This window comes from Mycobacterium malmoense (genome assembly GCF_019645855.1).
In the GTDB taxonomy this organism is placed as follows: Bacteria; Actinomycetota; Actinomycetes; order Mycobacteriales; family Mycobacteriaceae; genus Mycobacterium; species Mycobacterium malmoense.
On record NZ_CP080999.1, the window covers coordinates 2,406,634 to 2,420,977 of the forward strand.

Consider the following 14,344-nt stretch of genomic DNA (forward strand, 5'->3'; position numbering starts at 1 on the left):
CTCGTGCTTCGGCGGGTGGATGATGTCGCCCCCTATCGGCGCAACCTGATTCTCCAGCGCACGAAGCCCGCATAGAACACGGACAGCGCGGCCAGCATGCCCATGTCGAGCAGCCAGATCTTGGACGTGTGCTGCCAGAACCGGTCCTGGGGGATCAGCGAACCCGGTACCAGATGCCGGACGTTGACCGTCGACGCCGCCGCCGCGTAGCCCCAGCGCGCGGGCATCGCAAAGGACAACTGGTCGAGGGCGAGCCGGCCCGTCACGGGAACCATCCCGCCGCACAGCACCAGCTGCGCCATGATCGACACCACGAACAGCGGCATGATCTGCTCGCTGGAGCGCACCAGCGACGAGATGGCCAGGCCAAGAATGGCCGAGGCCACACAGGTGGCGGCGACGGTCGTGAACAGCTCGAAGGTGGCGTTACCCAGCAGCACGGCGCCCTGCGTTGGCGCGCCCTTGCCGATTACCACGATCGTGGTGGTGATCGCCGATTGCAGGATGGCGAACCCGCAGAACACCGCGGTCTTGGCGAGCAGGTAGGCCGACGTCGACAACCCGACCGCTTGTTCGCGTTGGAAGATGGCGCGTTCGCCGACCAGGTCGCGGATCGTCAGCGCGGTGCCCATGAAGGCCGCGGCGAGCAGCAGCAGGTTCAGGATCTGCGCGGATTCGTCGGGCGTGCCGGCCTGCGGGTCGGCGACGCGGAATCCGCTGTTGCCGGGGACGGTCAGCGACAGCACACCCAGGATGAACGGCAACAGCGCCAGGAATATGAAGTAGGCGCGGTCGGCGACGACCAGGCGCACCTGCCGGCGCGCGATCGTCGAGATCTGGCGCCGCACGCTGGTGTGCACCGGCTCGCCGAGGTCGCCCGGCTCGTCCGCCTTGGCCGGCACGAGTTTCTGCGGTCGCTTCTGGGCCTCGCTCTGGGCCAGGAAGCGCCGGTTGGCCTCCTCGGGGTCGGCGCCCACCCGGGTGAAGATCTTGGCCCAGTTGGTGGTTCCCATCGCCTCGCCGATCTGGTCGGGCGGTCCGCAGTAGGCGGTCTTGCCGCCCGGCGCCACCAATAGCAGCTGGTCGCAGTTGTCGAGGTAGGACAACATGTGCGTCACGACGATCACCACGCGGCCGGCGTCGGCCAATTGGCGCAGCATCGTCATGACCTGGTGGTCCAGCGCGGGGTCGAGCCCCGACGTCGGCTCGTCGAGGATCAGCAGCGACGGCCCGGTGAGCAGTTCCAGCGCCACCGAGGCGCGTTTGCGCTGGCCGCCGGACAGCTTGTCGACCCGGGTGTCGGCGTGCTTGGTCATGTCGAGTTCGTCGAGCACCTGCGCGACCACCTGGGCGCGGTCGGCTTTGCTGGTATCGGGCGGCAGCCTCAGCTCCGCGGCGTAGCCCAGCGCCTGGTTCACCGTCAGCTGATGATGCACGACATCGTCCTGCGGGACCATGCCGATCCTGCTGCGCAGCGACGCGTAGTCGGCGTGGATGTCATGGCCCTCGAAGCTGACCGAGCCGGAACTGGGACGGGCGTAGCCGGCGACCAGCCTGGCAAGGGTGGTCTTTCCGGCGCCCGAGCCGCCGATGATGGCGGTCAGCGTGCCGGGCCTGGCGGACAGCGAGATGTTGTCCAGCAATTGCTTGCCGTTGTCGGCGACGTACCTGACGTTGCGCACCTCGAGGCCGCCGGTGCGCCGCGCGGCTTCGCTGCGCCGGATCAGCGTGCCGTCGCGGAACGCCAGGTCGACGTTGCCGATGGTGACGACGTCGTCGTCGGTCAAGATCGCCGACCCGATGCGGGTGCCGTTGACGAAAGTTCCGTTGATGCTGTTGTCCCGGATCTCGGTGCCGAGCGGCGTCTGCACCAGGGTCGCGTGTTGACGCGAGGCCAAGACGTCGGGGACGACGATGTCGTTGTCGGCTGCGCGGCCGATCGTGATAGTGCCGGTTTTGGTCGCCGCCGACGAGCGCGGCGTCAGGAACTTCACCATCCTGGTCGCCAGGTTCGACACGTCGGCCGTCCTGGCGTCGATCACGGTGGACTCGGTGGGGGGCGTGGGTTCCGGCCAGGCCGGCGCGCCGGCGTTGACCACGGTCAGCTGGTCGGGCGGCGTCCCGCGGGGCGGCCTTCCCGATGTCTGAAGCCGCGGCGGCGCCTGGCGCGGCGGCGAAACCGGCTGCCTGGGCGGCACAGGGCGCCGCGGCGCGACGTGGGGACCGCCGCGAGCCGGGCCTTGGGGCTGGCGTGTGGTCTGGCCACGCGGCGGCGAAGGCGGCACTGCGGGATTCGTCTGCTCCGGGAGCGCGGACCAGGCCATAGTGGGCGGTCCGGAGTCCCGCGTCGGCCTCGTCTGGGGCGGCCGGCTGGTCTGGCCCTGCTGCGGTCCGATCGCGAAGGTCAGCCGCGGTCCCTGCGGGTTGCCGACGTTGATGCTCTGACCGTCGTGGATGTCGATGACCGGCATCCGGTAGCCGTTGACGTAGGTCCCGTTCAGCGAGCCGTTGTCGATTGCCAGCCATCGGCCTTGATCGAACCGCAAGATCAGGTGCGTGCGGGAGATCCGCGGGTCCGGGATGCGCACGTCGGCGTTCACGTCACGCCCGATGATCACCTCGTGGCCTGCCGCGAAGGAACGTTGGGACCCGTCGTGCCGGATCGTCACGACGGGCGGGGCGGGTCGAGTCACTACTCAAGTATCGGTCCGCGGCTCGAGCGGGCTCCATGGGACTCGCCTGTGATTTAACTTTATTTCGATTTGGCCACTCATAGCCGTTTCATAGCCTGCTGAGATCAATCGCCCACCGGGATCCGGCATGATTCGAGCGTGACGGCAGCTAGGGGTGTGTGCGGGCGCGCCGCCGCGCCGGCCCACGGTGCCGAGGTCAACCGGAGCCGCTCGTGGGCCCCGATCTCGATGCAAGCGCCCAGGGTGTTTCGCCCCGCGTCAGGTTGCGGCGATACCCGCAGGTAGTGCCGAGAAGCGAGGGGGTCAAGCTGATGGACGAACACAAGGGGACCACCCGGCGCCTCGATGCCGGGCGACGGCTGCTGAGTAACCCGCGTTTGGTCCGCGAGGCCCTGCGATCGGGCTTTCACTCACTGCCCTCGGCGACCGTCGCGCACCTGTTTCGCCGCATTCCGCCGGTCAACTCGACCCCGAACGCGGAGCCCCAGCCGGCGGAGCAGCCTGGCGAGGCCGGGGGATCGCGCCTTGCGCTCAGTGGTGGCGCGCCGTTTGCCGGCTACACGATCCTGCGGCAGCTGGGCGCGGGCGGCATGGCCGAGGTCTACCTGGCCCTGCATCCCCGGCTGCCGCGCCGCGACGTGATCAAGGTGCTCGCCGAGGCGGTGACGGCGGATCCGGAGTTTCGCGAGAGGTTCAACCGGGAGGCCGACCTTGCGGCGACGCTGTGGCACCCGCACATCGTCGGGGTCCACGACCGCGGCGAATACGGCGGCCAGCTGTGGATCTCCATGGACTACGTCGAGGGCACCGACGCGGCCCGACTGGTCAAAGAGCGCCACCAGGACGGCCAAAAAGGTTTGCCGGTCCACGAGGTGTGCGCCATCCTGCACGCCGTCGCCGGCGCGCTCGACTACGCCCACGATCGCGGCTTGCTGCACCGCGACGTCAAGCCCGCCAACATCCTGCTCACCCACCCGGAGGACGGGGAACGGCGAATCCTATTGGCGGACTTCGGCGTGGCTCGTCACCTCGGCAACATCAGCGGCATCACCGAGACCAATGTCGCGGTGGGAACGGTGGCCTACGCGGCGCCCGAACAGTTGACGGGTTCCAACATCGACGGTCGGGCGGACCAATATGCCTTGGCCGCCACGGCGTTTCATCTGCTCACCGGTGCGCCACCGTTCCAGCACTCCAACCCGATCGCGGTGATCAGCCAACACCTGCACGAGGATCCACCCCGGCTCAGCGATTACCGCCCGGATTTGGCGGACCTCGACGAGGTGTTCCGCAAGGCGCTGGCCAAACAACCCGAGGACCGGTTCGAGCGGTGTCGCGCGTTTGCATCCGCCGTGGGAGCCGTCGGCGAGCGGTTCGACGACGTCTGCGACGCCGATCGGGCCGCCCAACCCGATGCCGCTTTGCCGGCGCGACGGCGCGGCGGCGGCGTCCGTGGCGTTGTGGCGGCGATGAACCACAGGTATTCGTCACGGACCCGGTGGGCGACGGCGCTCGTCGGCGCGGTGCTGATCGCCGTGGCGGCGACCTGGTCGACCCTGTACTCGTTCGAGCCGGAGAGCCCCGCGGCCAACGTTCCCGCCCTGGCGTCGAAACCGTCGGTCCCGGCGCCCAACGCCGCGACCACCTCGTCGGGGCCGGTGCTCAACGGCACCTTCCAGTTGAGCTACGACCGCGGCAAGCAGACCACCAACGGCGTGCCGATCCGCCACGACGGCGCCCCCACCGACTGGTGGGCTTTCCGTTCGGTGTGCACCACGAACGGGTGTGCGGCCACCGGGACCCAGCTCGACGACGCCAACCACCAGGTGACCAGCACCGCCGACGGGGGGCACACGGACACGCTGCGCTTCATCGGCGGCTATTGGCAGGGCGCACCCCAGCAGGAGCGGGTGGGCTGCACGCAGCCGAACGGACAGGTGCGGGCCACCCAGCAGGAGACCATCGCATGGTCGTTGGCGCCGCAGGCCGACGGCACCCTGCGCGGCACGCAAACCGAGACCGTCCTCACCAATGAGTGCGGCGCACAGGGAGCGGTCGTGCGGGTGCCCGTCGTGGCCACGCGGGTCGGTGACGTGCCGCCGGCCGTGACCTTGGCCGATCCGACACAGGTGATCAGCACCTCGACCACGCCGGCCCACCCGGCACCGCCCGTCCTCGGCGGGCTGTGCAGCGACGTCGGCAAACTTGCCTACGACCCGACCAACAACGAGCAGGTCGTCTGCGAAGGCAACACGTGGGCCAAAGCCCCCATCACGATGGGGGTGCACGCGTCCGGCAGCTCGTGCGACCGGCCGAACACCTCGGTGTTCGCCATGTCCACCTCGAACGACGGCTACCTGCTGCAATGCGATCCCGTCACGCGGACGTGGACCCGCCCCAGCTGATTCCTGACGGCGAGGGTGCGTGTTTGCACCACGACACGCCGCTGCGGCTGGCATTCTGCGCACCCTCGCGGCGGGGTAGAGCGGCGCACCTGTCAGTGCGCCGCTCTACCCTGGGTGGCATGGCTTTCGCCACTGAGCACCCGGTAGTCGCGCATTCCGAATATCGCCCCGCCGCAGAGGAGGTGGCAGGGTTGGTGCGTGCCGGCGGCCGCTTCGAGGTGGTCAGCCCGCACGCGCCGGCCGGCGACCAGCCGGCCGCCATCAAAGAGTTGGAGCGACGGATCGCGGCGGGGGAGCGCGACGTGGTGCTGCTGGGTGCCACCGGGACCGGCAAGTCGGCCACCACCGCATGGCTGATCGAGCGCCTGCAGCGGCCCACCCTGGTGATGGCGCCCAACAAGACGCTGGCCGCCCAGCTGGCCAATGAGCTGCGAGAGATGTTGCCGCACAACGCGGTTGAGTATTTCGTGTCGTACTACGACTACTACCAACCCGAGGCGTACATCGCGCAGACCGACACCTACATCGAAAAGGACAGCTCCATCAACGACGACGTGGAGCGCTTAAGGCACTCCGCGACGTCCTCGCTGCTGTCCCGTCGCGACGTGGTGGTGGTCGCCTCGGTGTCGTGCATCTACGGCCTGGGCACGCCGCAGTCCTACCTGGACCGCTCGGTCGAGCTGCGGGTCGGCACCGACGTGCCCCGGGACGGGCTGCTGCGGCTGCTGGTCGACGTCCAGTACACGCGCAACGACCTGTCCTTCACCCGCGGCTCGTTCCGGGTGCGCGGCGACACCGTGGAGATCATCCCGTCCTACGAGGAGCTGGCGGTGCGCATCGAGTTCTTCGGCGACGAGATCGAGGCGCTGTACTACCTGCACCCGCTGACCGGGGAGGTGATCCGCCAGGTGGACTCGCTGCGGATCTTCCCGGCCACCCACTACGTGGCCGGTCCGGAGCGGATGGCGCACGCGATCTCCACCATCGAGGAGGAACTGGCCGCGCGGCTCGCCGAGCTCGAGGGCCAGGGCAAGCTGCTGGAGGCCCAGCGGCTCCGGATGCGCACCAACTACGACATCGAGATGATGCGCCAGGTCGGGTTCTGCTCGGGCATCGAAAATTACTCAAGGCACATAGACGGCCGGGGCCCCGGCTCGCCGCCCGCGACCCTGCTCGACTACTTCCCGGAGGACTTCCTGCTCGTCATCGACGAGTCACACGTCACCGTGCCGCAGATCGGCGGCATGTACGAGGGCGACATGTCGCGCAAACGCAACCTCGTCGAGTACGGGTTCCGGCTGCCGTCCGCGGTCGACAACCGCCCGCTGACCTGGGAGGAGTTCGCCGAGCGGATCGGGCAGACGGTGTACCTGTCGGCCACCCCGGGCCCGTATGAGCTCAGCCAGGCCGGTGGCGAGTTCGTCGAGCAGGTGATCCGGCCGACCGGCCTGGTGGACCCGAAAGTGGTGGTCAAGCCGACCAAGGGGCAGATCGACGACCTGATCGGCGAGATCCGCAAACGCGCCGACGCCGACCAGCGGGTGCTGGTGACGACGCTGACCAAGAAGATGGCCGAGGATCTCACCGACTACCTGCTGGAGATGGGCATCCGGGTGCGCTATCTGCATTCCGAGGTCGACACGCTGCGCCGGGTGGAGCTGCTGCGCCAGCTGCGGCTCGGCGACTACGACGTGCTGGTCGGCATCAACCTGCTGCGCGAGGGCCTGGACCTGCCCGAGGTGTCGCTGGTGTCGATCCTCGACGCCGACAAGGAGGGCTTCCTGCGGTCGTCGCGCAGCCTGATCCAGACGATCGGCCGGGCCGCCCGCAACGTGTCCGGTGAGGTGCACATGTACGCCGACACGATGACCGATTCGATGAAGGAGGCCATCGACGAGACCGAACGGCGCCGGGCCAAGCAGATCGCCTACAACGAGGCCAACGGCATCGACCCGCAGCCGCTGCGCAAGAAGATCGCCGACATCCTCGACCAGGTCTACCGCGAGGCGGCCGATACCGAAGCCACCGAGTCCGTTCCCATCGGCGGGTCGGGCCGCAACGCCTCGCGCGGCCGGCGTGCCCAGGGCGAACCCGGCCGCGCGGTCAGCGCCGGGGTGTTCGAGGGTCGCGACGTCACCAGCATGCCGCGCGCCGAACTTGCCGACCTGATCAAGGACCTGACCGCGCAGATGATGGCCGCCGCGCGGGATCTGCAGTTCGAGCTGGCCGCCCGGTTCCGCGACGAGATCGCCGACCTCAAGAAGGAACTGCGTGGGATGGACGCCGCCGGCCTGAAGTGACGCGCACCGCCGGCGGCGATCCGCGCCGGTTCAGTCCGTACTCTCCTCGGCACGAAGCACGGCGTTAACCCCGTCGACCTCCCTGAGCACCTGCATGGCGTTCGCAATCTTGTCGCCCGACAACGTCATCGTCACCCCGACCTGGTCGAGGTCGATATCGTGGGCGTCCGCGTCGAGCTCGGTGAGCAACCAATTTCGCTGCCCGCAGACCCGCAGCAACTCCCGCAGCACGCCGCGGCCGTTCTCGTAGACGACGTGCAGCCGGACGCTGCCGTGCAGCCGCGCGGAGAGTTGGCGCTCCACCCTATTGAAGGCGAGCGCGCTGACGAAGTGCAGGGCCACCACGGCGCTGGCGAGCAGCAGCAGGCCGGCGCCCGCCGCCATGCCGATCGCGGCCGACTCCCATACCGCGGCCGCCGTGGTGAGCCCGTGGACGGCACCGCGGCGGGTGATGATGATCCCGGCGCCCAAAAAGCCGATGCCCGAGACGATTTGGGCCGCGACGCGTGAAGGGTCCAACACGCTCGTGCCCGCCGACAAGACATCGGCGAAGCCGTACTTGCTGACCAAGAAGATCAGCGCCGACGACGTGCCGACGATGGTCTGGGTCCGCAGCCCGGCCCTTTTCCCCTGGACCGTGCGTTCCAGGCCGATCAGCGCCGTGAGCCCGAACGCGGCGAACAGCTCGACGAGGTGCCGGGTGCCCTGTACGGCACCGCCGAGGAATGGGTCGGCCAGCCAGATCTGCATGTCCGTCAATTACCCCACGGTTTGTGCCTTAACACCCGGCCCGTCACCGCGTTGACTTCACCACTTGCGAGTAATGGAATTGCCAACGTTCGACGACGCGGAACCCAAGGTAGCTCGGGAACCGATACGCCGGTGTGCGGCCGAACGCGCTTCCCGGCGGCAACGATTGTCCGCTTTGATGATCGGGCAGTGACTTGTCTTTGTTGGTGATGGTCCAGATGGTGGAGCACTTGTTGATCTTGGCCGTCGTCAGCCAGACGGCGACGTGGCCGTCCCACAGCGAGCCGACCTTGGGGCCGTAGGCGCCGCGTTCGACGTCGATCAACGACCGGAAGGCCGCCGGCCGAGTGGCCAGCAGGGCGCGGATCGGCCCGGGCTTCCAGGGCACCGTGTTGTCCACCAGCAGACAGTCCCCGCGTGCGGCATGGGAGCCGATCAGATCGGCCACCTGGCTGTAATCCCAGCCCTCCTTGGCATACGGCCCGCGTTGCGTGAAGTAGTAGTTCGGAAAAGCGGCAACGGCGAACAGCGCGAGCACGCCGGCGATGGGCCACGGCTTGCGGGCGACCGTGACGATGCAGACCGCCAAAACGACGGCCGCCGCCGGAGCGGTCAGGATCAGGTAGCGCGGGTAATAGACGGGTTCGACGGCCGCCGAATAAATCAGCACGATCCCGGTGGGAATGACGATCCATGCCGCGCTGACCAGCAAAAGCCGGCGGGCATCGCCGCCGGGGCCCGGTGCCCGGACCGCTATCGGGGCCAGCCGCGCCACCACCGCGGCCACGACGATAACGCCCGCCAGGATGGCGAATGGAACGCTGTGGTCGAAATACTGCCGATGCAGGACGTCGAGGTAGACGTTGCGCGTCAGCGTCCCGATCCACGAGACCTGCCAAACCTGCCCGTGGGCGAACAGGATGAACGGCGTCATGGCCCCGACCGCCACGGTTGAGCTGATCAACCACCACACGACGACGGATTTTCGAGATTTCTCGGGCGCGAGTAGCGGCAGTATCGCGGCGTAGACCGGCATCAGCAGCACCAAGTTAATGCTGACCAATATCGACAACATCGAGAGCAGCGCGTAGAACAGCCAGAGCCGCGCGCTGTTGCGCCGCGCCGCCGCGACAAGCAAGACGGTCAGCCAGACGGCGGCGGCCACCGAAAGCGCGGAGGAGCGAGCTTCGATACCCGCCCAGGTAACCCGCGGCATGATGGCGAAGACGATGCCGCCGCAGACCGCCGTGGCCCGCCCCGAACCCTGCCCGCAAAACTGCTTGGTGAAAACCGTGACGCCGGCGGCGGCGCCGCCGATGGCCAGGGCGCTGGGCACCCGCGACCAGAATTCCGTCGGCGGAAATATCGCGAACCAACCGTGCATCAGCAGGTAATACAGCCCGTGCACGGCATCGATATGGCCCAGCAGTTTCCACAGCTCGGGCAGCGTCCGGCTGGCGGACGCCGAGATCGTGGCGCCCTCGTCGAACCACAGCGACGGCCGACTGGCCCACGCGCCGCTGACAACGGCGGCCAACACCGCGACCGCCCACGGGTCGAGCAGCCTGCCGCGCGGCCGGGCGGGCGCGGGCTGGTGAACGGCGCCCGCGTCACGCTGCTCGAGAATGGACATAGACATGATGCCTGTCACTGTAAGGTGCGCCAGCTGGACCGGCTCACCATCAGTCGCTCCATTGCGCGGTTTTGCACGATCGGCGGCGGCAAACGCGCATTTGCACACCGCGCCCGCATTTCACGAAAAGCTCGCCAATGCAGGGCTTTCCGGCGTGACGGTGAGCATTCGGCCGTTTTATGATCGGGAATATTGTCCGTTGGTGCAGCGTGGCCCGGCAAATGCCGGTTGCGCCACGCCGTTGATGTGTGGTTAATCTGACCCATCTTTACCTGACAACGCGATACTGTCTTGGCTTGGCGTAGCAACCGACACTGGGAGGTTAAATGGGCGCCTATCGGACCGTGGTGGTCGGGACCGACGGCTCGGATTCGTCGATGCGTGCGGTGGACCGGGCGGGCCAAATCGCCGGGGCCGACGCCAGGTTGATCATCGCGTCGGCGTACCTGCCCCAGCACGAGGACACCCGGGCCGCCGACGCACTGCGGGAAGAAAGCTACAAGGTGTCGGGCACCGCGCCGATTTACGCGATCCTGCAGGACGCCAAGGAGCGGGCGCGCACGGCCGGCGCCACGAACGTGGAGGAGCGGCCGATCGTCGGCGCTCCGGTCGACGCGCTGGTAAAGCTGGCCGAGGACGAAGAGGCCGATCTGCTGGTCGTCGGGAACGTCGGCCTGAGCACGATTGCGGGGCGGCTGCTGGGATCGGTGCCGGCCAACGTCTCGCGTCGGGCCAAGGTTGACGTGTTGATCGTGCACACCACGAATTAGCCGGGGCCTACCAACCGCGTTCGCGCCATTCGCGCAGGTGGGGGCGTTCCTTGCCCAGCACGGTGTCGTCGCCGTGGCCCGGGTAGACGACCGTGTCGTCGGCGAACCGGTCGAAGATCCGGGTGGTGACGTCGTCGAGCAGCTGGGTGAAATCCCCGGGCTGCCATGTCTTGCCGACACCGCCCGGGAACAAGCAGTCACCGGTGAACAGCTGGGTGACCCCGCCGGTCGCCGGCCCGTCGAGGGCCAGCGCGATCGATCCGGGCGTGTGCCCGCGAAGGTGGATGACGTCGAAGGTCAGCTTGCCGACCTGCACGGTGTCGCCGTCGGCCAGCAAACGGTCGGGTTTGACCGGCAGCGGTCCCGCATCGATCTCGTTGGCGGCGGTCGGCGCGCCGGTGGCGGCGGCCACGGCCTTCAGCGCCTGCCAGTGATCGAAGTGCTGATGGCTGGTCACGATCAGCGACACCTTCGGGGCGTAACGCCGGATGAGGTCGAGGAGGACGTCGGCGTCGTTGGCGGCGTCGATGAGCAGTGTTTCTCCGGTCGCCGAACAGGTCACCAGGTAGGTGTTGTTGTCCATCGGGCCGACCGACGCCTTCAGGATCGTGGCGCCGGGCAGGGTGCGGCGGGCGGCGGTACCGGGGTCGACGTGTCCGGTGTAGTTATTGTCGGGCACAACCGAGGCAGTCATATGGGCAAGGTTACTGGTCCGGCCCCTGGCACCGCCTGGGTCCGGTGCTTGTCGGTGTGGGCACATAGCATGGAATGCGCCGTGCGCGATCCCGTTCTGGGAACCGCTTCCGGCACGTAAGAGCTTTAGTGAGAGGGGCAGCGTTGGCTGACCGCCTGATCGTCAAGGGCGCCCGCGAGCACAACCTGCGCGGCGTCGACCTCGACCTGCCGCGCGACTCGTTGATCGTCTTCACCGGGCTGTCCGGGTCGGGCAAGTCGTCGCTGGCGTTCGACACCATCTTCGCCGAGGGCCAGCGCCGCTACGTGGAGTCGCTGTCGGCCTACGCCCGCCAATTCCTCGGGCAGATGGACAAGCCGGACGTCGACTTCATCGAGGGTCTGTCCCCGGCGGTGTCGATCGACCAGAAGTCGACCAACCGCAACCCGCGATCGACGGTCGGAACGATCACCGAGGTCTACGACTACCTGCGGCTGCTGTACGCCCGGGCGGGCTCACCGCACTGCCCCGTCTGCGGTGAGCGGATCGCCCGGCAGACGCCGCAGCAAATCGTCGACCAGGTGCTGGCGATGCCGGAGGGCACCCGGTTCCTGGTCCTCGCGCCGGTGGTGCGCACCCGCAAGGGCGAATTCGCCGACCTGTTCGAGAAGCTCAACGCCCAGGGCTACAGCCGGGTGCGGGTCGACGGCGTCGTGCATCCGCTGACCGATCCACCGAAACTGAAGAAGCAGGAAAAGCACGACATCGAGGTCGTGGTGGACCGCCTTACCGTCAAGGCCACCGCCAAGCAGCGGCTCACCGATTCGGTGGAAACCGCGCTGAGCCTGGCCGACGGCATCGTGGTGCTGGAGTTTCCGGATCACGAAGCCCATGAACCCGATCATCACCGGGAGCAGCGGTTCTCCGAGAAGCTGGCCTGTCCCAACGGGCATGCCCTGGCCGTCGACGACCTGGAACCGCGGTCGTTCTCGTTCAACTCGCCCTACGGCGCCTGCCCCGAGTGCAGCGGCCTGGGCATCCGCAAGGAGGTCGACCCGGATCTGGTGGTGCCCGACCCGGAGCGCACGCTGGCCGACGGCGCCGTGGCGCCATGGTCCAACGGCCACACCGCGGAGTACTTCACCCGGATGATGGCCGGGCTCGGCGAGGAGCTCGGGTTCGACGTCGACACGCCGTGGCGCAAGCTGCCGGCCAAGGCCCGCAGAGCGATCCTCGAGGGTTCCGATCATCAGGTGCATGTGCGGTATCGCAACCGGTACGGCCGCACCCGGTCCTACTACGCCGATTTCGAGGGCGTGCTGGCGTTCCTGCAGCGCAAGATGACGCAGACCGAGTCCGAGCAGATGAAGGAACGCTACGAGGGTTTCATGCGCGACGTGCCCTGCCCGGTGTGTGAGGGCACCCGCCTCAAGCCGGAGATCCTGGCGGTGACGCTGGCCGGGGAGTCCAAGGGTGAGCGCGGCGCGAAGTCCATCGCCGAGGTCTGCGAGCTGTCGATCTCCGACTGCGCCGACTTTCTGAACGGGCTCACTCTTGGTGCGCGCGAGCAAGCGATCGCGGGCCAGGTGCTCAAGGAAATCCAGTCGCGGCTGGGCTTTTTGCTCGACGTCGGGCTGGAGTATTTGTCGCTGTCCCGCGCCGCGGCCACGCTGTCCGGCGGTGAGGCCCAACGCATCCGGCTGGCCACCCAGATCGGGTCCGGCCTGGTGGGGGTGCTCTACGTGCTGGACGAGCCGTCGATCGGGCTGCACCAGCGCGACAACCGTCGCCTCATCGAAACGCTTACGCGGCTAAGGGATTTGGGGAACACGCTGATCGTCGTCGAGCACGACGAGGACACCATCGCGCACGCCGACTGGATCGTCGACATCGGCCCGGGGGCCGGTGAGCACGGCGGCCGCATCGTGCACAGCGGAACCCACGGCGAGCTGCTGGCCAACAAGGAGTCGATCACCGGGGCCTACCTGTCGGGCCGGGAAAGCATCGAGATCCCCGCGATCCGGCGCCCCATCGATAGACGCCGGCGGCTGACGGTCGTCGGCGCCCGCGAGCACAACCTGCGGGCCATCGACGTGTCGTTTCCGCTCGGCGTGCTGACCTCGGTCACCGGCGTGTCCGGTTCGGGCAAGTCGACGCTGGTCAACGACATCCTGGCCGCGGTGCTGGCCAACCGGCTCAACGGCGCCCGGCAGGTCCCCGGTCGCCACACCCGGGTCACCGGGCTCGACTATCTGGACAAGCTGGTGCGCGTCGACCAGTCGCCGATCGGCCGCACGCCGCGGTCCAACCCGGCCACCTACACCGGGGTGTTCGACAAGATCCGCACGCTGTTCGCGGCCACCACCGAGGCCAAAGTCCGGGGCTACCAACCGGGTCGGTTCTCGTTCAACGTCAAGGGCGGCCGCTGCGAGGCGTGCACGGGTGACGGCACCATCAAGATCGAGATGAACTTCCTGCCCGACGTGTACGTGCCGTGCGAGGTCTGCCATGGCGCCCGCTACAACCGCGAAACCCTCGAGGTGCACTACAAGGGCAAGACCATCTCCGAAGTGCTGGACATGTCGATCGAGGAAGCCGCGGAGTTCTTCGAGCCGATCACCGGGATCCACCGCTACCTGCGCACCCTCGTCGACGTCGGCCTGGGCTATGTCCGGCTGGGCCAACCCGCTCCGACGCTGTCCGGCGGTGAGGCGCAGCGCGTCAAGCTGGCCGCGGAACTGCAGAAGCGCTCGACCGGGCGCACCATCTACATCCTCGACGAACCCACCACCGGACTGCATTTCGACGACATCCGCAAGCTGTTGAACGTCATCAACGGCCTTGTCGACAAGGGCAATACGGTCATCGTCATCGAACACAACCTGGACGTCATCAAGACCTCTGACTGGATCGTCGACATGGGGCCCGAGGGTGGCGCCGAGGGCGGAACCGTTGTCGCCGAGGGCACCCCGGAGGACGTCGCGGCGGTGCCGGAAAGCTATACCGGGAAGTTTCTCGCCGAGGTCCCGGGCATAGGGGCCCGGGCCCGCCCGCGGCAGCGTTCCGACCGGCGGCGCAAGGTCACCGCCTGACGGACCGCCGCGGCGCGGCGTCGCGCAG

General features: G+C 68.1%; 8 protein-coding genes. 4 read left to right on the forward strand and 4 right to left on the reverse strand.

The window, feature by feature from the left end:
• Positions 1–32: 32 nt before the first annotated feature.
• On the reverse strand, positions 33–2,693 hold the full coding sequence (locus K3U93_RS11245) for an FHA domain-containing protein (protein WP_083011205.1): 2,661 nt from the start codon (positions 2,691–2,693) through the stop codon (positions 33–35).
• A gap of 311 nt (positions 2,694–3,004) precedes the next feature.
• On the opposite strand from K3U93_RS11245, the gene K3U93_RS11250 reads away from it, so the two are divergent.
• A complete protein-coding gene (locus K3U93_RS11250; protein WP_083011250.1) occupies positions 3,005–5,098 on the forward strand; it encodes a serine/threonine-protein kinase in 2,094 nt (697 codons plus the stop codon).
• 119 nt (positions 5,099–5,217) lie between these two features.
• A complete protein-coding gene (uvrB, locus tag K3U93_RS11255) occupies positions 5,218–7,398 on the forward strand; it encodes an excinuclease ABC subunit UvrB (protein ID WP_071509468.1) in 2,181 nt (726 codons plus the stop codon).
• A gap of 30 nt (positions 7,399–7,428) precedes the next feature.
• On the opposite strand, the gene K3U93_RS11260 is transcribed toward uvrB, so the two are convergent.
• Together K3U93_RS11260 and K3U93_RS11265 are read right to left on the reverse strand one after the other, a co-directional pair.
• Complete coding sequence (locus tag K3U93_RS11260) at positions 7,429–8,148, reverse strand: MgtC/SapB family protein (RefSeq protein WP_083011204.1); 720 nt, start codon at positions 8,146–8,148, stop codon at positions 7,429–7,431.
• 43 nt (positions 8,149–8,191) lie between these two features.
• The gene (locus K3U93_RS11265; protein ID WP_083011249.1) at positions 8,192–9,787 is read right to left on the reverse strand and encodes a mannosyltransferase; all 1,596 of its coding nucleotides are present in this window, start codon (positions 9,785–9,787) and stop codon (positions 8,192–8,194) included.
• 320 nt (positions 9,788–10,107) lie between these two features.
• On the opposite strand from K3U93_RS11265, the gene K3U93_RS11270 reads away from it, so the two are divergent.
• Positions 10,108–10,551 carry a universal stress protein gene (locus tag K3U93_RS11270; protein ID WP_071509466.1) on the forward strand — a complete coding sequence of 148 codons (444 nt, stop codon included), beginning with the start codon at positions 10,108–10,110 and terminating at the stop codon, positions 10,549–10,551.
• A gap of 7 nt (positions 10,552–10,558) precedes the next feature.
• On the opposite strand, the gene K3U93_RS11275 is transcribed toward K3U93_RS11270, so the two are convergent.
• A complete protein-coding gene (locus K3U93_RS11275; protein WP_083011203.1) occupies positions 10,559–11,245 on the reverse strand; it encodes an MBL fold metallo-hydrolase in 687 nt (228 codons plus the stop codon).
• 143 nt (positions 11,246–11,388) lie between these two features.
• Between K3U93_RS11275 and uvrA the strand changes: the two genes are divergently transcribed.
• A complete protein-coding gene (gene uvrA / locus K3U93_RS11280; protein WP_083011202.1) occupies positions 11,389–14,316 on the forward strand; it encodes an excinuclease ABC subunit UvrA in 2,928 nt (975 codons plus the stop codon).
• Positions 14,317–14,344: the final 28 nt, after the last annotated feature.